Annotated in this window: 13 protein-coding genes; 9 read left to right on the forward strand and 4 right to left on the reverse strand. The window is 53.9% G+C overall.

The genetic code is table 11. From position 1 onward, the window contains the following. Window positions 1-65 precede the first annotated feature (65 nt). The 4 genes from JIN87_RS19460 (at window position 66) to JIN87_RS19475 (ending at window position 6,013) form a co-directional block, all read left to right on the forward strand. A complete protein-coding gene (locus JIN87_RS19460; protein ID WP_200357283.1) occupies window positions 66-1,376 on the forward strand; it encodes a Gfo/Idh/MocA family protein in 1,311 nt (436 codons plus the stop codon). A 57-nt stretch (window positions 1,377-1,433) separates the two neighbouring features. Then, window positions 1,434-2,213: a 3-keto-disaccharide hydrolase gene (locus JIN87_RS19465; protein WP_200357284.1), complete on the forward strand. Its 780-nt coding sequence runs from the start codon at window positions 1,434-1,436 to the stop codon at window positions 2,211-2,213. A gap of 196 nt (window positions 2,214-2,409) precedes the next feature. After that, window positions 2,410-3,546, forward strand: coding sequence for a Gfo/Idh/MocA family protein (locus tag JIN87_RS19470; protein WP_200357285.1), 1,137 nt, complete (start codon window positions 2,410-2,412; stop codon window positions 3,544-3,546). A 163-nt stretch (window positions 3,547-3,709) separates the two neighbouring features. Further along, window positions 3,710-6,013, forward strand: a complete 2,304-nt coding sequence (locus JIN87_RS19475) for an Ig-like domain-containing protein (protein WP_200357286.1) — start codon at window positions 3,710-3,712, stop codon at window positions 6,011-6,013. Between the two features lie 6 nt (window positions 6,014-6,019). Here JIN87_RS19475 and JIN87_RS19480 read toward each other — a convergent pair whose 3' ends face one another. Continuing rightward, entirely contained in the window at window positions 6,020-7,057 is a 1,038-nt protein-coding gene (locus JIN87_RS19480; protein WP_200357287.1) for a LacI family DNA-binding transcriptional regulator, read from the reverse strand. Between the two features lie 152 nt (window positions 7,058-7,209). Between JIN87_RS19480 and JIN87_RS19485 the strand changes: the two genes are divergently transcribed. Together JIN87_RS19485 and JIN87_RS19490 are read left to right on the forward strand one after the other, a co-directional pair. Further along, window positions 7,210-9,084 carry a tagaturonate epimerase family protein gene (locus tag JIN87_RS19485; RefSeq protein ID WP_200357288.1) on the forward strand — a complete coding sequence of 625 codons (1,875 nt, stop codon included), beginning with the start codon at window positions 7,210-7,212 and terminating at the stop codon, window positions 9,082-9,084. A gap of 210 nt (window positions 9,085-9,294) precedes the next feature. Next, the gene (locus JIN87_RS19490; RefSeq protein WP_200357289.1) at window positions 9,295-10,998 is read left to right on the forward strand and encodes a potassium channel family protein; all 1,704 of its coding nucleotides are present in this window, start codon (window positions 9,295-9,297) and stop codon (window positions 10,996-10,998) included. A gap of 19 nt (window positions 10,999-11,017) precedes the next feature. On the opposite strand, the gene JIN87_RS19495 is transcribed toward JIN87_RS19490, so the two are convergent. The 3 genes from JIN87_RS19495 to JIN87_RS19505 all read right to left on the reverse strand — a co-directional run bounded on the left by JIN87_RS19495 (window position 11,018) and on the right by JIN87_RS19505 (window position 15,850). Next, window positions 11,018-11,581: a thioredoxin domain-containing protein gene (locus JIN87_RS19495; RefSeq protein WP_200357290.1), complete on the reverse strand. Its 564-nt coding sequence runs from the start codon at window positions 11,579-11,581 to the stop codon at window positions 11,018-11,020. A 117-nt stretch (window positions 11,582-11,698) separates the two neighbouring features. Next, entirely contained in the window at window positions 11,699-14,200 is a 2,502-nt protein-coding gene (locus JIN87_RS19500) for a beta-mannosidase (RefSeq protein WP_200357291.1), read from the reverse strand. A gap of 36 nt (window positions 14,201-14,236) precedes the next feature. Next, on the reverse strand, window positions 14,237-15,850 hold the full coding sequence (locus JIN87_RS19505) for a right-handed parallel beta-helix repeat-containing protein (protein ID WP_200357292.1): 1,614 nt from the start codon (window positions 15,848-15,850) through the stop codon (window positions 14,237-14,239). 271 nt (window positions 15,851-16,121) lie between these two features. Between JIN87_RS19505 and JIN87_RS19510 the strand changes: the two genes are divergently transcribed. From JIN87_RS19510 to JIN87_RS19520, 3 genes are read left to right on the forward strand one after another with little or no spacing between them, the layout of a single operon-like run. Beyond that, window positions 16,122-16,853: a 3-keto-disaccharide hydrolase gene (locus JIN87_RS19510; RefSeq protein ID WP_200357293.1), complete on the forward strand. Its 732-nt coding sequence runs from the start codon at window positions 16,122-16,124 to the stop codon at window positions 16,851-16,853. Between the two features lie 49 nt (window positions 16,854-16,902). After that, window positions 16,903-18,102, forward strand: a complete 1,200-nt coding sequence (locus JIN87_RS19515; RefSeq protein ID WP_200357294.1) for a serine hydrolase domain-containing protein — start codon at window positions 16,903-16,905, stop codon at window positions 18,100-18,102. Window positions 18,103-18,117: 15 nt separating this feature from the next. Then, a complete protein-coding gene (locus JIN87_RS19520; protein WP_200357295.1) occupies window positions 18,118-21,366 on the forward strand; it encodes a PQQ-dependent sugar dehydrogenase in 3,249 nt (1,082 codons plus the stop codon). Window positions 21,367-21,386 lie beyond the last annotated feature (20 nt).

Here is a 21,386-nt window from a genome sequence, read left to right on the forward strand (position 1 = left end):
TGCATCTACAAGTAACGATTACACGAAATATGAGAGAATAGCGGCTGTTAACCCCCACCCACCATATGAGCCTCAATCGTAGATCTTTCATCAGGCGAAGCGGAACCGCGGCCGCCGCACTCGCTTTTCCGAGTATCATTCCGTCCTACGTGCTCGGAGCGAACTCCCCATCCAAACGAATCACACTCGGTTTCATTGGTATGGGCGGGCAAGGAACTCAAAACAACCTGACTGGATTCCTCGGCTTACCGGATACACAGGTTCTCAGCGTCTGTGACGCCTTCCTTAGCCGGGCCCACCGGGCCAAAGCAATGGTTGACGAGCGCTACAAAAATAACGATTGCCGGGCGTACCAAGATTTCCGCCAAATAATAAATGATCCAGCCATCGACGCAGTGGTCATCTCCACTCCCGATCATTGGCATGTCCCGATGTCGCTCATGGCGCTCGAAGCCGGCAAAGACGTTTTTTGCGAAAAGCCAACCCAGAGCATCAACGAAGGCCGCGTTCTGACGGACGCATTCGCGAAGTCAGATCGAGTTTTCCAAGCGGGTATCGAAGACCGATCAACGATCCACTTCCACAAAATGGTCGAATGGGTGAAGAACGGAGCGATCGGCGAACTCGAACGAGTGGAGGTCATCATGCCTAAAGGCAGAGACTACGCCCTCGAAGAACCGAGCCAAATTCCTGAAGATCTAGATTGGAATCTCTGGCAAGGACCGGCCCCATTCACCGAATACTCCCAAACCCGGGCAGGAGCAGGACAATGGCGACAAATCTCGATGTATTCGAAAGGGACGATCCTAGACATCGGTACTCATCTTGCGGATACAGCTCAAATCGGTGTGAACGATCCAGACGTTTGCCCGATCGAGGTATCAGGCACTGGCTACATTCCCCAAAACAGAATGACCAACGTCCCGACGGAATACGACCTGACCTACAAATACGGAAACGGCGTCGAGATGAATATCCGCAATGGAGAAGGCCTTATCTGGGATCCCGATAGCTGTTTTCTAGAATTCCAGGGGTCCAAAGGTTGGGTACGTCGCCGAACCTGGACGGCCGGTCTCGAAGCGAGCGACAAGCAGATTCTCCGCACCAAATACGCGAAAGGAGAGAGCAAGCACTGGCCGCTTCCAAAAAACGAATGGCGCAACTTCATCGACAATCTTAAAGTTCGTAGCTCCAAAACAAGCTACCCAGCTGTAGATCTTCACCATATGTCCACCACGCTTCACATGGGGGTCATGTCCATTCAGCTCGGACGCAAACTGAAATGGAACCCCAAGAAAGAAGCATTCGTAAACGACAAGGAAGCCAATCAAATGCGCTTCCTTCCAACCGCTCGCGATTGGGAAAAAGAATCGTAGCCCATTATCCCAAACTGTAGGGCGGCGCGCCGACCCGCCATCCTTCAACCTAACACCATGAGAATTCCGATAGCCACACTCACGTTCCTACTCGGCACCACCCTATCCCACGCCAACGGAGGCTTCCACAGCTACGAGTTTCCCGGCTACAAGGACCTTGCCCAGATTCCAGGATCTGAATTCACCGTGCACCAGGTCGATAGGCCGCAGCCACCACGCATCCAGCCTCCGGATACAATCAAGAGCACACCGCCTCCTTCCGACGCGATCGTTCTCTTCGATGGCAATTCTCTCAACCAATTCAAAGACAACCTCTGGAGCATTGTGAATGGCAACATCGTTGCTGGAGAAAAAGGGCTCTCCACAAAGCAAGCCTTTGGCGATTTCCAAATGCACCTCGAATGGCGTACTCCCTCAGATCCCTCTATCGCCGCCAAGAAGACTGGCAGCATGGGCAATAGCGGAATCTACATTATGGGCAAATACGAGGTGCAGATCTACGATTCCTACTCGTGCAAGATATACGCCGACGGCTCTGCTGCCGCCATCTACGGCCAGACTCCACCACTGGTAAACGTTTGCCGTAAACCTGGCGAGTGGCAGAGCTACGACATCGCGTTTAAGGCCCCAGTCTTCGACGGAGACAAACTCGTCTCCCCCGCACGCATCACCGTTATCCACAACGGCGTACTTGTCCAAAACAACACCGAGATCCTCGGCCCAACCACACACAAGGACTACCGTCCTTACGAAGCTCACCCCTCGAAGCTTCCGATTTACTTCCAAGGCCACTCCAGTCCCGTCCAGTACCGCAATATTTGGATACGCGAACTCTAGTGCCCCCAAACAAGTCATACCTCATAATTCATCCTTCAAATGAATCGCCGCCAATTCGTTAATCGCACCACCACCGCTGGCCTCGCTGCCGCAGCCCCTTTCGTTCTTCCTTCCACCCTTTTCGGTTCAACCGCACCGTCCAAGAAGATAACGGTTGGCTGCATAGGCATGGGACCACAAGGGACCCAGGTCAAACATGGCCGGCATCCTCAAGCACCCGAGTGCGAAAGTTGTCGCCGTCTGCGACTGTAAACTCAGTGCCGCACACGCAGCAAAAGCAATTGTCGACGAGACCTACGGCAATCAAGACTGCAAAGTCTACCAAGACTTTCGCGAGATCCTAGGAAGCAAGGACATCGATGCTGTATCCATTTCTACCCCTGATCATTGGCACGTCCCCATGTCGCTCATGGCGATGCGAGCCGGAAAGGACGTACTCTGCGAAAAGCCGAGTCTCACCCTCTACGAAGGCCGCGAGTTGGTCGAAGAGGCAAAGCGACTCGGTCGCGTTTTCCAATGGGGCATCGAAGACCGCAGCTACGTAAAGTACTGGCTGCTTGCCGGCATCGCCCGCACCGGAGCCATTGGCGATGTCCACTCGGTCGAATGTTGCCTTCCCCTCATGAAGCAGTACCAGGTCGAAAATCCTAGTCCTGCCGCGAGCGATCTCGACTGGAATCTATGGCTCGGCCCCGCGCCTTATGTTGAGCACACACCTAGCATAACCGAACGCATGCGCTGGCGCCAACGCATGGACTACAGCGGTGGTAGTCTCACCGATTGGGGTGCCCATCTCTGCGACACCGCCCAAGTCGCCATCGGCATGGAAGATAGCGGTCCTTCGGAAATCCTCGGCACAAGCCGAGAACGAAAGGAAGGCTCTTACGTCGACGTCCCATCCGGATTCGATATCCTGTACCGCTACTCGAACCGGAAAACCATCCGTGCCCGCGACACGGGTCGCAAGATCTCGATCCGCATCGAGGGCACCAAAGGCTGGGTGCAATGCACCAATTGGAATGGAGAACTGACCGCTAGCGACCCCACCCTCCTCCGCAACAAGGAGCTCGGTAACCATCCCGATTTTTGGCCACGCTCAGAACGAGAACAAAAGGAGTTTATCGACGCTGTCATAAGTCGCGGCCAAACGACCTATCATCCCGAAGCAGGGCATCGATTGTCCAGCATGCTTCACCTTGGCCACATAGCAGTGCGAGCGAACAAGACCATCTATTGGGATCCACAAAGCGAATCGTTCACCAAAGACGCAGCAGAACACCAAGCGAGTAGCGTCTACCAACGCCCTGGTCGAAACTGGGAGAAAGACAGCTAGTTCATCGACTTTGTGTTACCCTGCACAAACGTGTGAACGCTTCGGCAAAGTCACTTGAGAATCAGTCCGTAATGAAAGCGTAAATCAAACGATATCCCTATCAGCTGAAACAAATCTGATACCATAATCAACAAACGACATGTTAGGATTCCCTCTCCCAAACATGTCATCTCCCATCCCCGTATTCAGATACCTAGCGATCGCTCTGATCGCCGCTTCAGGACTCCCGTTTACTCAGGCCACGACCTATCACTTTAGCGAGTCAACCGGCGACGACAACAATCCGGGCACGTACGACGCCCCGATGCAAAGCCTGGCCAAGGCTAGCTCCCTCCAGCTTTCTCCGGGCGATGAGGTTCTCTTCAAACGAGGCGACATTTTCGCCGGACATTTTGCGGTGAATGGCTCCGGCTCCGCTTTCGAACCAATCGTGATCTCCTCTTACGGCGAGGGTGATTTACCGATCTTGACAGGCCAAGTCGGAGAGGCAGGAGGCGGCGATTACCAAGAAGCCGTCTTGGTGGAAAATCAGGACAACATCACTTTCGAATTTCTCGAAATCCAAAACGAGCGCCTCTCCTCACGCCCAGGCATCGACGACATCGACGCCTACGGCATCCAGATTCTCAACACCAGCGCCGGGATCATGGAAAACTTCACCTTCCGGAATCTGACTGTCCGCAAGGTCTACGCCCCCAAGCCAATTCTCCGTGATGAGGGGGAAGACGCTTTCAACGGTCTCGAAGTCGCTGGCATCCGCTTCTTCACCGCCTGGAACGCAGTCGCTGGAAACGAAAAGCAAATCCGAAACATCCTCGTCGAAGACTGCTTCTTCACTGATCTCCAACGTCTCGGCATCCATATCAAACATGGCGGAGCGAGCAACGGAGTCGGCAACGACGAGCTAAACCGCAATAAAGACATCATCGTTCGCAACAACGAATTCCAAAACACAGGCGGAACCTGCGTGCTCCCTATCCGCACCTACAACTGCCTTATCGAAAACAACCTTTTCTACCGCCCTGGCTCCGACGCCGACTCACGCATGCCCAACCGTGGCAGCTCCGTCTGGACCTGGCGCTGCATCAACACTGTCATCCAATACAATCGTTGCATCAGTACCCGCGGTTACCTCGATTCCCATGGCATCCACATCGACCACGAAAATCTGAATACGTTCGTGCAGTACAACTATATGGAAGACTGCGAGGGCGGCTTCGTTGAGATCCTTGGCGGCAATGTGAACTCGGTCTACCGTTTCAACGTAAGCGTCAACGACGGCTGGCGTGACAATCCAAATTGGAAAAACTCAAACCATACGATCTGGATCAACGAGAAGGGTCCCGGAGACACGGTACATCGCTGCGAACACACATATATCTACAACAACACTGTGTACATGGATCGCGACTTCTCCACTGCCATCGATATCGACGGTAAACACACGTACATCTACAATAACATCTTTCACGCCGAAGGCGGTGACATTGGTGGCAAGCAAGTTGTGGTAGAGAACAACGGCACCGAGCTCTTCATGCGAAACAACCTATTCTCTGGAAACATCGATTCACGCTTCCAGAATATGGATACCGCCCCAATCGAAGGAACCCCGATCTTCGATCGCCCAGGTGAAACCAACAAATACGCTTACCAACTTCAAGCGAGCAGCCCGGCCATCAACGCGGGCACAACTCAACTGGGTCCCCCTATCCCTGGAGCTGGGACCGGTGTGTTCAAAGACCTCACCCCGTACCCAAAAGTCGATTTTTACGGCAACCCAATCGATCTTTCCAGCGGCACACCCAACATCGGAGCCTGCAATGCAAAGAACGGAGAAATCCAATCGCGTCCGCTATCCCCGATTTCAAAGATAAGAGTATTCCCAAATCAACTACACACTCAAAACGGGAGTGAGGAAAAACTAACAGCTCTCGCTAGCCCTGCCCTTGCGGACGACACCAGCATTGTCTGGAGCAGCGACAACGCCTCCGTCGCTACTGTCGATGTTTCAGGAACAGTGACTACACACTCGGAGGGAGTCGCCCTCCTCACCGCGAAGAGCGACAACGGTCAATCAGACAGTTGCTACATCATCGTAGGAAACGTCTCAGCTAGCATGAGTGCCAACGCACGCCAATGGATGTGGGACAACCAACTCGACCCAAACCAATCCGACCTTGCCGATACCGCTCCGACCGGGAATCCGCTTCTGATCCACTACGCACTCGACACGCCGCCAAGCCAGGCGATTCAGTTCCAGTTCGACACCAGCGACAATCGAATCACTGCCCACTTCAAAGGTAGCCGAAGCGATCTTTCCTACAGCGCCCTTGCGGCCTCCGACTTGGAGGAATGGCAAACCACCTCCGTCTCACCACCCGACTCGCAGGGCATGAGATCCCTCAGCGTCTCCTCCCCAGCGTCAAACGCTGGCGCCTTTTTCAAAATTCAGGTAACTCCCAACTAACGAGAGCTACGAAGAGCCGCGCACAATCATACGCGGTTGAACGAGAGAAACGTGAGGCCCTTCCCCTTCCTCCAATTCCTTGGAACGCTCAAATACGCTGATCGACGCTTCGACCAACTCTTCCACATTTTGGGCGACCGAGGTGAGCTTCGGCTTCGTCCACTCCCCAACACCCAGATTGTCGAACCCGATCACCGAAAAATCGCCCGGCACCGCATACCCCCATTCATTGATGGCCTGCATCGCCCCAACCGCCACTTCGTCGTTCAGAGCGATCACCCCTCTCGGAGGATCCTCCATTTGCAACAGGTTTTGAGCCAAGGCGTATCCATAATCGAAGGACCAGTCCTTCTCGCCATCGATCACTAGCGAAACAAACGTCTCCTCCCAAGACATCTCGAGCGTCTTACACGCTTCCTTCAGCCCCTCGATTCGCTTCGACCCATAAACCGGATCGCTCTCCAGCCCGAGCAAGACAATCCGCTTATGCCCTTTCTGTAGAAGGTGACGCAAACAAAGCCCCATGCCCATCCGACGGTCTACCTCCACTCTAGGAATCGGTACCGGATTCGCCGGGTCCACCGAAACCGACAGAACCTTAGCCTCCTGGATACGCTCAAAAATGGGATCCGACTCCCGCAACACCGACCCGACCATGATGATGCCATCCACGTTCAGGGAGAGAAAATGGTTAATCACGTCACGCTCCGCCTCCGCATCGCCCGAAGTGATCTCAATCATGCCTCGCAACCCACGTGTTTGCAGCGATTCCTGGATGCTGGAAATCTTTCTGGCCAAAATCGGAGAGCCCATTCCCTGCATGCACACCCCCACCAGCCCCGTCTTCGCCCCACGCAAACTCCGCGCCATCAGGTTCGGTTGGAAATTCAGTCGCTTCATCTCCGACTGCACCCGATTCAGAGTCTCCTCGTGGAACCCCTTGTGTCCGTTCAAGATACGCGACACCGTCCAGCGGGACAATCCGAGGTGTTTGGCGAAGTCGCCAATCGATTTGATAGTGGGCGTGTTGGTATCTTCAGGCATTAGGAAACATCAGTCATAGGGACGCTAGGGAGAACGGACGAAAAGGAAAACGCTCCATTAGTGTTATGTTTCAACGCTAGTGTACAGCAGTTTTCACTTGAGGCCTAACACGTGATAGGCTGAGTTGGTTTTCAAAAACAAACCTCAGCGACATGACGGCAAAGCCAATAAACGAATTTCTCCTGCAAAACTCCTTCGATCTGGAAACCAATCCCTGCGTCAGCCCGGACTTCTGCCTAGACTGGGAACGCTGCCAAAAGGAGATCTCGAAAGGCAATTGCAAGGAGTTCGAACTCAGCCGAATCCAATTAGAAAAAGGAGCCACACTCAGCCTCGTAAAAGACACCCAACACGATCATGCGTGGAAGTTGATCGGCTCCAGCAATGCCAACTTCCTGCAAGACGGGGCGCCCATCAACGACGCTCTCTACTTTCCTGCCAGTTTCGAAAACCTGATCCTCCTCAAAAACCGTCTCCAGGAGGCGGACCCAGAATCAACCGTTTTCCCAAGCACTGCTGGAAATCTCGGCAAGAAGACCCTCGGCATAGGCACTCGCTTCACCACTCTCCATTGGCCCGCTGTCGAATGGGCCATGGCCAAACTCGGCATCGGACTCACCGCCAACCAAAACAGCATCCCGCGCGAGTTGGTTTATAACGTCGATGCCATGCTTGAGGACAATCTGGAAACCGTCCCCTTCCCCTTCATCGGCACCGACGTCCCTGAGGGCCATCAAGGCCAAAGCGTCGAGGGCATGAGCCACGGCTCAATCCTCAGCAAACTCAAAACGGGCTACCATCTCAATCGCATCGCCTGGAGCTTCAACGCCGACCACCAACCCATTGGCGGAAAATTCGACAAGCGGGAAGACTTGCTCGTAGAAGGCTGCCTATTCGCCAGCTATATCACCTTCGACCTCTCTCCCGAGCTCGCCATAACGGAAGTCCCTGACTCCGAATCCGCTCGCTCCCAGTACATCCAGGCAAACATCTCTTCCGAACTCATCCAGACGGTGCGAACTCGCGTCGAAACGCTTGGCCTCAGTCTCAATCCAGACGCCTTCGCAGAGCTAAGCTGTCTCGTTTGGCCCGCCATCCAGAAAATGAAGCAGCGCGACGAGAAATACGCCGCGATCCGCGCAAAGCACTTCACCACTACAGAAGGCCAAGCTTACCTGCGTGAGCTCTCAATCGACGAGCTTCCGGGCCTTACCACTGGTGAGACAACCGCTATCATGCTTTCTTTCTGCGAAGCGCTTGAGATGCCAATCAACTTCGTGGCCCCCGCTTTCGGATTCCAGAAAAACGCGCCCTACCCAGACAACCAACGCCTTCGAGAGCTCATCGATATCCAGTGGACCATCTGCAAGCAGTTCGGCGTATCGATCGGCTTCCACTCCGGCTCCGGAAAGTCCGAGGAGAACTATCGCATCATGGGAGAAGCCACCGGCTCCAACCTGGAGATCAAAACCAGCGGCCGTTACACCTATGAAATGGGGATCGCCCTCTCTCAATCGACGGACCCTAGCGACCAAGAGTTGTGGCGAGATTGGTACGCGTTCACCAAGGAACTCGCCCTCGCCGGAGCCTTCGCGGAAGACGAAACCGAACGCGCTGCCGCTCGCGAGTTTATAGAAACCAGCCTAGCTGACGAGCAAACGACCGAGGACCTCTTCTCTTCGCCAGAATCTTGTCGTTCCGTATTGGATACCCTTTCGCCCGATCCGGACCATATGCTCTTCTTCGAGTACAACTTCCTCTACGTCCTCGCCGCTAACGGTTCTTCCGATAAGTCCGCACTCGGAGATCACAGCCCGGCCGGCTACCAGCAACGCAAACGCTTCTACTCGATCAGCGATGAAGCACGCTTGGCCTACTCGAAACGCGTCGCCAGCTACATCATCTTCCTAGCCAAAGCGACCGGCCTGAGCACCGCACAAACCGCCCAAGCAGTCAGCTCCGAGCTCGAGTCCTACAAAAGCTTCACAGACCTCCTCAACAGCATCGCTCCAAACGTCGGAGTCTAAGAACCGGAGGGCAACGTGTCTTCGCTCCGCTCGAGTGTCGTCACATACGTTCCTCGGTACCGTCGTTGCCGCACCAACCTAACTCCGCCCCTCCTCGTTGGAAAGTACAAGACCAGAGTCAAAGCTGGCCAAAGAGACCGATATGCCTAAAGTCGCCTATCGGTTTCATTAGCCAGCCCCCTAGCTCCCCCCGAAAACTTCCCAACGACCTTGAAATTCTTTTCCTCCAGCGTTGCCTCCTTTCTCCGAGGCGAGACCGAATCACGCCGTCGAAACCTACGCCTGCTCGTCCGCTTCCTCGTCATTATCGCGGCCGTAGTGAGCGTTTTCAGCGTCCTCTTCCACATCATTATGGCCTGGGAAGGCCAGGACCACTCTTGGCTCACCGGCTTCTATTGGTCCCTCACTGTGATGTCGACTTTGGGCTTCGGAGACATCACCTTCCACTCCGATCTCGGGCGTCTCTTCAGCATTTTCGTCCTCATCACAGGCGTCATCTTCCTCCTGGTCCTACTCCCCTTTACGCTGATCGAATTCTTCTACGCGCCTTGGGTTGAGAGCCGAGCCAAACGCGTCATACGCGAACGCGTTTCCAGCAGCATCACCGGCCACGTCATCCTGCTGCACTACGATGCCGTCTCCGCCGCCCTGATCGAGAAACTGGATCGCCACGGTCACGACTACGCCCTGCTCACCGCAGAACAAGACGAGTGTATCCGCCTCACGGATATGGGCGTCAACGCCTTCTGGGGCGATCCAAGACAAGCCGCCACCTACGAACGCCTGCGTCTCGAACACGCAGGCATGGTCGCCCTAACTGGAGACGACTTCGAAAACTCCCGCCTCGCTTTTACCGTCCGCTCCTTCCGCAAAGACATACCCATCATCGCGTCCGCGGAATCCAAATCCTCCAGCGACGTGATTCGCCTTTCCGGCGCCAACAAGACCTTCCAACTCGCATCCCTCGTAGGCGAAGCTCTCGCCCGCCGTACCCACGGGGGCAACTCCATCACCCACGTGGTTGCCCACTTCGACGAGCTTCTCATAGCTGAAGCGCTCGCAGACTGCCCAAACCTCGAAGGCAAAACGCTCGCCGAAGCAAACCTCCGTGCCACCATTGGGGTCAACGTGATCGGACTTTGGGAACGTGGCGAATTCCTGCTCGCTAGCCCGAACTCACTGATAAAACAGAACACCGCTCTTCTGCTCGCAGGTTCGAAAGAGCAGCTCGAAGCCTTCGACAACTCGTATCGGAAATCCGACCACAACCAGGGCCACATCATTGTCATCGGAGCGGGACGCGTCGGAGCTGCAGTTTGCCGCACCCTAGACGCAGAAGGGGCAAACTACTGCGTCATCGATCGATCCGCTCGTGTTCTCAAGCCCCTCGCCGGCAAAGCGATCCAAGGAGACGCCTCCTCTTTTGAAGTTCTCCAGAAAGCCGGCATTATCGAAGCCCGCACCGTCGTCATCACCTCCCACAACGACGACCTCGAAACCTACCTCACCATCTTCTGCCGCAAGCTACGCCCGGATATCCAAATCGTCTGCCGCGCCACATTGCCAGAGACGATCGGCGAACTCCATCGCGCGGGTGCGGACATTGTCCTCTCCTACGCCTCCATGGGAGCGAACATCCTCTCCAACTACTTTAAACACAGCGACGTCCTTATGGTCGCCGAAGGGCTCAACATCTTCAAAGTCGAAGCTCCTGCTGCACTCTCTGGTAAAACGCTCTTGGAGGAGAACCTAGTCACCAACACCGGCTGCAACGTCATCGCTCTCAAAACCGAGGACGGCCTCCAAGCGCCGCCAAACCCAAACGCCTCCATCCCTGCAGGAGCCGAGCTCATCCTAATCAGCGACGCCGAATCCGAAAAACGCTTCTTCGAACGCTACAGCCAAAAGAAATAAGGCTCCCCGGCGTTCGCCCTTACTCCCGATCGATATAGCAACCGATCGCCTTTTCGCTACGAAACCCCGGCACTTCCCCCTTCGCGATCAATCCCAGCGTATCCCGCAGATCGTGCACCGTCGCCTCCTTGCGCCACTTTCCAAAAGCGACGTACTGATTGTCGATACGACCGCGATAGACCATCTCAAACGCACCCGATTCCCCTCGAGCAAAAACCGCGCACTCGGGCGTCACCTTAGCATCGACCTTTTCAACGAGCACGTGATCTCGATCAATCACACACGGTAAGCCGATCTCAAAGTCCGTTCGGTGCTCCTTCACATTCTCTACCTTTGTATTCACCCCCGGATACACCATTAAAAACCGGGCAGTCTCACTCCACCTCTCCCCAAGCCGCTTCATCTTGGGAATGTATCGATTCGAAATCGGGCAGATATCCTCAACAAAAAAGAGGACCACCACATCCTTGTCCTCCTCGGAAAATACATCAACCGGCTCGCCTTCCAAGCCCACAGGCAAATCCTTGGCCTCGATCAAAGACCCGAAAATCAAGCAAAGCAAAAAGGCATAGCAAACTCGCATGCCTCGAACCCTAGATTCACGCGCCCAAGACATCAACCCTTGATGAAGCGGACCCGTTAAATCGCCCCCGCACTCAATGCCCCAGCTCCAAGCTTGGAGCTGGAACAACGAAATCGTTCAATGCGTGTCCGTGAGATCCTTCACAACGATCGCCGTTTTCAGATCCTCAACCTTGGAGCTCTCGCCCATTCGAACCACAACAGGATGCCCTGGCATCAACGGAAAGAAATTGTCGCTCCAACGCACGTCAGGATCGCCCTCGATCCCCAGCCACACGCAGAAACTCGGTTTGTCCGTGGAAACAGTCAGGATCGAGTCACCAGCGTCATTCGAGCTCAACTCAGTCGTGATCTCAGGTTTCCCGAAATCCAAGTGTTTAGGCTTCGCGAAATAGACAAGGTTGTCAGTTATCACCTCTTCCCCCGACAAGGCCTTCAGGTAAAGCAGGCCTCCTCTTGGACCATCACGCTCCAGAACAGCAGATAGATCCAAATCAGTTACCCTCCGCGATCCATTCCGAGGAGTTCGCTCCGTTTCCTTGTAAACCAACTCCACATCACCGTTCATACAGCACCAATAAGCCTCCACTCTCAGTTCTTGCTGCTCGACTTCGTCACTCGTGAGATGGATCTCAACCGACTTCGACTCTGGTTTCTCAACTCCTGAAATCAGAACCGGAGCAAAGAACTTGCGAGCCGCATAGTGAAGAGCCTTCCAGCGATAGTGAGAGTCGATGGACGCCCAGCTAGCGACCGGCCAACAGTCATTGAGTTGCCAATACACGGCTCCCATGCACCGCGGCATGTTTCGCCGCCAATGCTCAACCGCATACTTGATCGCAAACCCTTGCAGAATTTGCGAAAGCCATACGGTGTTTTCGTAACCAACTGGCAACCTGAACCAGTCCAGCATGTAATTGATGATCGCGCTATTTCCAATCGGGCTTCGCTGATGTCGCTCCATCACATAGCTCGTAATGTTCCGATCAGACTCCTTCGTATACGATTCAACCGTCGCCGGATGCGGAAAACTCTGGAAACCGAATTCGCTGCAAAAGCGATGATAGCTTCCACGGTACCATTCAAACGGCTCTCGGCCATGCCAGACATCCCACAAGTGAGCGTCACCCCAACGTGGATCTTGCGAGCACTTCTTTCCATCCTCGTCATACCCCACTCGGTTGCCTACCGGACTATGCTCGCTCGAAGGCCAATAGGTACGCTCGCCATCACAAGAGTCCACAACCTCTTTAAGCAGCTTATCGAAAAGCTCACTATAGTGATGCCAACGCATCTGCCTCTCCCCATCGCCAATGACAGGATCGATCTGCTCGAGCTCATTATTACCACACCACAGAATGATAGACGCGTGGTGGCGTAAACGCTTCACGTTATCAATCGCCTCTTGTCTTACATTCTCCAAAAACGACTTTTCGTGCGCAGGATAGGCCGAACACGCGAACATGAAATCCTGCCAAACCACCAAACCAAGCTCATCACAGAGGTCATAGAATTCGTCCCTCTCGTAAAGGCCACCACCCCAAACTCGAATGCAATTCATATTCGCGTCGACCGCACTCACAAGCAGGTCTCGTAGTTGCTCCGAGGTTACACGAGCATCAAAGGTATCTGCTGGAATCCAGTTCGCTCCCTTCGCGAAGAAGTCGCGCCCATTCGCTCGAAACACAAAAGACTCACCCCACTCGTCCGTTTCACGAATTAGCTCCAATCTCCGAATGCCGATCCTCTTGCGCTGAGAATCGAGACACTCGCCATCCGAACTCAGAAGTTTGACCTCAATGTCATAGAGCGGCTGCGCCCCCGTCCCTGCAGGCCACCAAAGCTGCGGTTGATCCACCACAAAATCGACTTCAAGCTCGTCGCCATCCACGCGAACTGCATTCGTATTCAAAACGTCACCGTTGTAGCTTAAGGTGCATTCGAGCGTCGCTGGACTCCCTGCGTCAAAATCAGTCACTCCCACTTTCGACAGCATTCGAACCTTCCCATCATCAATGTGCGATTGCTCGATCTTCAAATCGCCAATCTTAGCATGGCTCCAAGCTTGGACACTAATTGACCGCCAAATACCGCAAGTAACCAAGATAGGTCCCCAGTCCCAACCGTAGTTGCACTGCTCTTTTCGAACCCAGTTAGAGCCATCCACCGTAGTTTCGCCTCTACCAACACAATGAAGAGGGTGCTCTTCCTGCTTTTGTTTTATGTAAGGGTAGGTTGAGCGAAAAATAATAGAGATGTCATTCGTGCCAGCCTTCAACGCGTTCTTCGTATCTACTTTCCAATGACGGAACATATTGTCCGTTTTTGCGATTTCGACACCATTGAGACGAATCTCCGCAAACGTATCCAAACCCTCACAATCAAGCAGCACGGTGTCGCACTCCACGATCTCACTCGAAACCTCAAAACTTCGACTGTAGACCCAATCCACCTCTCCTATCCACTGCAGGTGGTCTTCATTGTCGCGATAGTAAGGATCATCAATCTCGCCAGCAGCAATCAAGTCCGCATGCACGCAACCAGGGACAGTCCCCTTAATCTCCTTCGAACGACCTACTTGAGCGAGGGTCCACTCACCATTCAAATCTACTTTTCTCATGTATAATTGATTAAAATCTAAGACAGCCGCAACTGATCACACGTCGCTTTCAATGGATTCGAAGGAACTCGCAGACAGCTCGCTACCCATGCAGTTTTCGAATCGATTGTCCTTCACACAGAGTTTCCCATGAAACGGTTTCAAACCCTCCGGAGCGCCTTCTCGAAACGTCGGTTTCGCCTCTATCACCGCTGCTCCCCACATAGGACAATTTGCCGTGTTACGGAAGCTATTGTTTTCGATCCTAACGTCAGAAACGGGTCCAGCCTCTGCCCAGAGTGGCGAGGACTCTATCATAATCGCCGAACCAGCACTCTCGAACTCACAATCACGCACCCGAATCGGCTTCGAGCCATTGATCAAGATTCCACGAGCTCTGTTCCAACGGAAAGTGCAGTTGCGAATGTCGATTTCCGGCGAGGCATCCAAGTCCTCCACCATATCGCCTTCGCCCAGCCCCTCCGGTAGGTCCTCATCGAAACAAAAATCCTGCGTCTCCGAATTCAATGTCCGGATACGACTAAGTCGCAGCTTTCCGATCTCCTCCATGTAAGGCATTTTGCAAAGTCGAACTAAGTCTCCTACCACAAAGCCCTCTACTCCCACGTGCTGAGGGTGAGCCGTCCTGACACGAAGCGTTCGCGCATCCAGTTTTCGCACGATCTGATAGTAAAGACCATGACTGTTGATCGCGTCATCCAATTGGTTCTGCATCACGCAATCAGTGAACTCTAGCTTTCCTCTGCAATTCACGAAATGGGTTCCATCCGCTGCGAGGGAGAATTTTCGGTTTCCACTCGGCAGCACGTTCAGCCGCTCGAAAAAGAGGTCGCTGCTGGTCTGAGCGATCACACCCATCGCACGACAGTAATGCAAAGTCACGTCCTCTACGCGGACGTTCGAGGACCGTTCAATAAAAATGGCAGGAGCGCGACGCGCCCCAGTATCTGGGAAGCTGCACCAAAAGAGAATCTTCGCCCCTTGCACATCCACTGGCAAATCCGGCCCTTTTACGCGAACGATCCCCTCCTCTACCATTTCGTACCGCCAAACTTGCTCGTATCCCAAACCGATGTTGTCCCCCGTACCAGACAAGGTGGCACCCGTTTCAGCATCGACCGCTAACAAACGGGTCACGGGCCAGGTCCACCCCTCGCCTTCAAGGTACATCATGTCGTTCCAACACCAAACTCGCTGATCCGTCTCCAGCGCCACATCGAAATACCCACGACCTGAAGCCACGCATAGCCCTTGAACCGTTGCCGGAGTTTGCCAATCGATCGATAGGTTTCGGATCGTCACGTTTTGGCAATTCCGTATCACAAACGGAACTACAGGCGAATCAATAACGCCAACCCGACCGTTCCCAGCCAGCGGCGTTCCCCTCACCATCAAGAGGCCTCCGCCTCCATCGACGACAACATCCTTCAAATCCTCCAAAATGAAAGGCGAGCGAACCAGCCCGCAGTCATTATTGGAAGGCGAGATATAGGTTTCCTCCGCTGACTCCGGGAAAAGGTTCCAGCGTTCCCCATCCAGAGATATCCTCGTGTTACTCCAAGACGCTTCCGATCGAGCTTCCCTTGCCACCTGGCAAAGATCGTTTTCGAGATAAGAGCCAGAGCTGATGCTAAGCTGCAGTTCTCTCATCCTTCACCACCTCTCTCTATAGACACAAGGGACCACTCTTCAGACATACAGTTCAAGCAAGAGCACTCTCTGATCCTGCTCAACAAAACGAACGACTGTTCCCGTTCAAACAGACCTAAACACTCCCAGCGAGACGGGGATTCAACTGACGATTCAGGTCAACAATTTGACGGTTTGGGGCCATTGACAAGGCAGCTTGGGCACCCGTACATCGAGCGTTCAAAAGCCCACCACGAGCCTTTCTAAAAAGCCGACAACCCAACAAAAACTGATGAAAAGAACAGCTTTCACGTTCGCTATTTTGACCCTACTTTGCACTTTCAACTTAGCGGCCTCTCCCGCCCCCAAGAGCCTCTTTAACGGGACTGATCTCACCAATTGGAAGGGAGACCCTGCAATCTGGAGTGTGTCCAACAACTCGATAATTGGCCAAACAACAAAGGAGAATCCACTCAAATCAAACACTTTCCTCGCCTACACTGCCTCTACCTTTTCCGATTTCGTACTAGAATTTGAATACAAGGTAGAAGGCTTCAATTCGGGGGTCCAGTACAGGTCGCAAGTTCTAGACGGTTTCTCAATGAAAGGACCACAGGCGGATTTCGAAGCAGAATGGCACAAAAACGACTCCGAGCCAGCCCCCTTTGACCGCTTCACTGGTATGAACTACGAGGAAGGCGGACGCGGTTTTATCGCCCAACGCGGCGAACTCGTCGTTACTCGCCCGCAAGACAGCGACGACGGAAAGTCCCAGATTATCAAATACGGCTCGCTCGGAACCCCAGAAGACCTCACCTCAATTCTCATGCCCAGCGAATGGAACAAGTACACCATCATCGCTTCCGGCAATGCTCTGACCCACATCGTCAATGGACGAGTCCTTTCCGTAACCATAGACACAGATTCGGAAGAGGCCTCCTCCGAGGGACACATCGGCTTCCAGCTTCATTCCGGCCCACCGATGAAGATCGAAGTCCGGAACATCCAAGTAACCGAGCTCTAGCCACCGCTAGAAAGTGCCCGTCTAACGAGGAGATCCATATCAAGCGAGCATGGATAAGCTTACCGACTACCTAAAATCCACTATCGATGCGGGGGAGGTTCCGAGCCTCTATGCGCTCGTATCCAAAAAAAAACGTCCGCTCTATTCGTTTGGAGCTGGCAAGGTACAGGAAGGACTAAACAAGCCCCCATCCGAAACCACGATCTACCGCGGCGCTTCGATGACCAAAGCCATAACCGCAGTAGCGGTCATGCAGCTCGTTGAGGCTGGCAAGCTCTCGCTGCAAGATCCGCTAGCCAAGATCATCCCCGCATTTACCGGCCTCGAGATCTTCGCGGTAAGCGAGTCGGGAGAAGAGAGTACAAGTCCTACCCCTATCGCTCCTACCATCCACCACCTGCTCACTCACACCTCCGGCATCACCTATGGCTGGTTCGGCCCCGAGGAACTGGATGCGAAATACCAGGAAAAGGAGCTCAACCGTCTGTTTCTGCCGACCAGCGACACACTGGAACAACGCATCGATCAACTCGCCACCCTCCCACTCAAGTTCACGCCAGGAGAGATGTGGGACTACAGTCTCAGCTACGATGTACTCGGCCGTGTTATTGAAATTGTCTCCGGCCAATCGCTATACGCCTACTTCGACGAGCACATCCTCTCGCCGCTCGGCATGGTCGACACCCATTTCGAAGTCCCTCAAGAGAAAGCGAATCGCCTTACGGAACTCTATACCTTCGATGCCGACGAGAATCTCGAAAAAGTTCCGCCCCTGAATCGTGAAACTGGCTCCGGAACCCAACGTGATTTTCTAGAGTTTTCCAGCGACTACATCACAGAAGGTAACGCGAACTATCACTCGGCTGGCAGCGGACTCTGCACGACTGCTGCCGACTATTTCCGTTTCCTCCAGATGCTGCTCAACAAAGGAGTCTTTGAAGGGCATCGTATACTTTCCCCGGATACGATTGATCTGATGTGCCAGAATCACACGGGCGACTTTCCGATCTACCTGGAGGGACATGGCAGCGGCTATGGTTACGGCTTCGGAGTCGTAACCGAAAAGGATGAAGGCACCGATCCATCCAACATCGGTTCCATCTCCTGGGGCGGCATCTTCAACACCTACTATTGGGTCGATCCCAAGGAAGAGCTCATCGGTATTTTGATGACTCAGGTTTTCCCCTTCGCCCAACTCCCTTTGAGAGCCGATTTCAAGCGTCTCGTCTACAAAAACATAAACGGCTGACCCCAGCTCTATCGCATGCTCAAGCTAAGACTCGCAGCCCTTCTCGCAGGTCTCGCCCTCCCATTCTCTCTTTCCGGAGGCATCAAACTCCCCGAAGGTTTCATAGAAGAAACCGTGGTCCCCGAGATTTCGGCTGCGACCGCGTTCTCTTTTCTTCCCGACGGTAGAATTCTGCTGTGCGAGCAAAAGGGGCGTATCCTCGTCCACCAAGACGGGAAACTGCTCCCAGAACCACTGCTGGAGCTCGAGGTCGACCACTACTGGGAACGCGGTATCATCGGTCTTGCGATCGATCCCGATTTCGAAAACGAGCCTTGGATCTACGTTTTCTACGCTACCAATGTCGACTTCCCGAAGACAGTAATCAGTCGCTTCAAAATCGACGGAAACCGTGCCCTCCGAGAAAGCGAGGAAGTCCTTATCGAAGGCAAAGACCAGTTGGCCTACGGCGGATTCAAGCCAGCGGGTCACCAAGGCGGCGTCCTCGCCTTCGGGCCAGACGGGAAACTTTATATTGGGACAGGCGAGTACACTGCGAGCTGGCCTTCCCAGTCACTCGAAACCATCGCCGGGAAAGTTCTCCGTATCAACAAAGACGGTACAATCCCAAGCGACAATCCCTACTACGATCAGCTCGAAGGCGTCTACCGTTCGATCTACTCGACTGGCATCCGCAACCCATTTGGCCTCGTTTTCGAGGAGTCAACCGGAGATCTCTACCTAACCGACGTTGGCCAAACCGCGTACGAAGAAGTCAACGTCATCGTGAAGGGAGGTAACTACGGCTGGCCAGAGGAAGAAGGTCCCCCCACCAAGTCCGATACCTTCGAATCAATCGCCCCCATCCATGCCTTCACCCCCGCCATTGGCCAATCCATCGTGGGAGGAGAATTCTACGAGGGCTCCCAGCTTCCGTATCCAGAAGAATACCACGGTAAGTTTTTCTTCATGGATTACATGGCAAACTGGGTAAACACCCTCGACCCTAAAAACCCGGAAGATGTCCAAACCTTCGCAACCGGACTCGCTGGTCCTGTCGCCATTCACCTGGGACCTGAAGGCGACCTCTACTACCTAAACCGTAACGCATGGGTCTACGACGGACGACTCCAACCACACACCGGATCGCTCCGCCGCATCAGCTACGTCGGGGAAGAACAAGCTGTCCTTTGGCGCAAACAACAAGACGCCAACAAACCCTCCATCCCTACAGAGGACGTATCCGAACCTAAACTCGCTCTTTCCCCACCCTCAGGCGTATATACAGGACCGATACAAGTGAATGTTGCCGGTTCTCTCGCGAGGGATCCCAAAATCACGATCCGCTACACTCTGAGCGGCGCCCTTCCAGATCGCTGGTCTCCTCTCTACGAGGGCGGGCTCAACATTAGCAAAGATCAATACCTAGTGGTGGCGGCGCTCGACGAGAGTAGCTCCGTCGTGCAAAGCGTTCGAGCGGACTACCGTGTCGCTTCACAGACCCCATACGGTTTGAACAAACGTCCACGACACGCAGAGGCGTACATCCCCGACGAAATCGCAGCATTCCCCAAAAACCTATCCGAGCTGGGAATATTTGCCGACCTCGCCTCCAGCCAGCCAATCGAGGGCTTCATCCCTTACCGTTTGACCAACCCAGTCTGGGAGCCCTACGTCTCCGTAAAGCGTTGGCTGAGTGTTCCGGACTTCAAGCACATCGAGTTCCTCGAGCAAGGACGGGCCAATCTTCCACCCGGCTCCCTTATCCTCCAGCACTTCGACCTGACACCCAACAACGCCTCTCGAATCAGGCTGGAGACTCGCCTCATCCGCGTTGGCCAAAACGACACTCACCAAGCAGTAACCTACTTATGGAAAGAGGACCAAAGCGATGCTCGTCTGTCTGAAACGATGAACATGCAGGATCTCTCCGCCAAACTAGGCCTGCCCGCGGGCGATCGTTCCTGGATCACTCCGGGGCCGATGGACAATCTGTCCTTCGACAACCCCCGCGTGTTCTACTACCACGACATCAGTGTCGCCCAGCTAAACGCACCGGTCACCTACCCTCAAACAGGTGTATCTGATAATCAGATACGTACTTGGAATCATATCGGGCTTTTTGATACTCGAATCGAAGAAGCGCTCATCCCGAGACTCCCAAGTTTCGCGGCCATTGGCGATCCCAACAGCTCAATAGAACATCAAGTACGCTCTTACCTACACACAAACTGCGCTTCCTGCCATCACCCGGAAGGCAATGTACGCAGTAACTTCGACGCACGAATCCAGACCAACGTGTGGGGACAAGGCCTCCTCTGGAGCAAAGCCGCCACCCCTCTCTACGGTTTTGACGCGGAGAATCTCATCCAACCTGGCTATCCCGAAAAATCCATTTTGATAGAGCGACTCAGACAACACAGCTCGCCCTTCAAAATGCCTTCGCCCTCACTCTACAAACAAATCTCTCCAATCGTCCCCATCATGGATGAGTGGATACTGGAACTGGGTCGCAAACACCTTTCCGTAAAACTCGACGAAAACGCGATCGACGAGTCAGCAGGCAATCTAGCCTGTTTCAAGATCACCACCCCTACCGCGACCTACTACTTGGAAAAAAGCGGTGGTGGACTCTCTAGTCTTCTGGATACCAGCGGAAACGATTGGCTCGGCTTTGAGCCGACAAAAGGTTCGGGAGCCAAAGGCGAGTATCGCGGCTTTCCAAACGCTGTCCACCAACAAGCGGGATCCTACTTCCACGCCATGAACTCGGGGACCGACCCCTGCATAACTGAGGTCTTAGAAAACCGAGGTGATCATGTATCCATCTCCGTACGATCCGAAAGCGGACACTGGGCGGGGCGCTATGATTTCTACGGAGACCGATCCACCTTCACTATGACTCAGATGCCTGAAGACAAAGCCTATTGGATTCTCTATGAAGGGACCCCGGGAGGCAGCTTCGATCTCGACGACTGGTGGATGACCAGTTCTCAAAAAGAACCCCAGCCGATGACCGCTGGGCACAAGGGAGACATCTCCAATCCAGAATGGATCGCATTTGGTGATCCCGATGTCGACCGCAGCCTCCTGCTCGTGAGCCATACAGATGACGACTCGCCTGACACGTTCTACCAAATGCAGGAATCCATGACCGTTTTCGGATTTGGAAGACAAGGACTCGAAAAGTTTCTGAAGACCGTTCCTCAGACCTTTACCCTGAGTTTCGTAGAAAGCAAGAAGCACGAAAAGATCAGCGAACGGGCCGAAGAGCTTCTCAAGTAAATCTATCCATCCCTAACCCC

It is taken from the genome of Pelagicoccus mobilis (assembly GCF_016595505.1).
In the GTDB taxonomy this organism is placed as follows: Bacteria; Verrucomicrobiota; Verrucomicrobiia; order Opitutales; family Opitutaceae; genus Pelagicoccus; species Pelagicoccus mobilis.

What these genes read in the sequence shown, in the direction of transcription:
- JIN87_RS19505 (WP_200357292.1), bottom strand. Translation starts at nt 15,850, where the DNA reads ATGAGAGAACTGCAGCTTAGCATCAGCTCTGGCTCTTATCTCGAAAAC.
- JIN87_RS19485 (WP_200357288.1), top strand. Translation starts at nt 7,210, where the DNA reads ATGACGGCAAAGCCAATAAACGAATTTCTCCTGCAAAACTCCTTCGAT.
- JIN87_RS19465 (WP_200357284.1), top strand. Translation starts at nt 1,434, where the DNA reads ATGAGAATTCCGATAGCCACACTCACGTTCCTACTCGGCACCACCCTA.
- JIN87_RS19515 (WP_200357294.1), top strand. Translation starts at nt 16,903, where the DNA reads ATGGATAAGCTTACCGACTACCTAAAATCCACTATCGATGCGGGGGAG.
- JIN87_RS19520 (WP_200357295.1), top strand. Translation starts at nt 18,118, where the DNA reads ATGCTCAAGCTAAGACTCGCAGCCCTTCTCGCAGGTCTCGCCCTCCCA.
- JIN87_RS19480 (WP_200357287.1), bottom strand. Translation starts at nt 7,057, where the DNA reads ATGCCTGAAGATACCAACACGCCCACTATCAAATCGATTGGCGACTTC.
- JIN87_RS19475 (WP_200357286.1), top strand. Translation starts at nt 3,710, where the DNA reads ATGTCATCTCCCATCCCCGTATTCAGATACCTAGCGATCGCTCTGATC.
- JIN87_RS19460 (WP_200357283.1), top strand. Translation starts at nt 66, where the DNA reads ATGAGCCTCAATCGTAGATCTTTCATCAGGCGAAGCGGAACCGCGGCC.
- JIN87_RS19495 (WP_200357290.1), bottom strand. Translation starts at nt 11,581, where the DNA reads ATGCGAGTTTGCTATGCCTTTTTGCTTTGCTTGATTTTCGGGTCTTTG.
- JIN87_RS19470 (WP_200357285.1), top strand. Translation starts at nt 2,410, where the DNA reads ATGGCCGGCATCCTCAAGCACCCGAGTGCGAAAGTTGTCGCCGTCTGC.
- JIN87_RS19510 (WP_200357293.1), top strand. Translation starts at nt 16,122, where the DNA reads ATGAAAAGAACAGCTTTCACGTTCGCTATTTTGACCCTACTTTGCACT.
- JIN87_RS19500 (WP_200357291.1), bottom strand. Translation starts at nt 14,200, where the DNA reads ATGAGAAAAGTAGATTTGAATGGTGAGTGGACCCTCGCTCAAGTAGGT.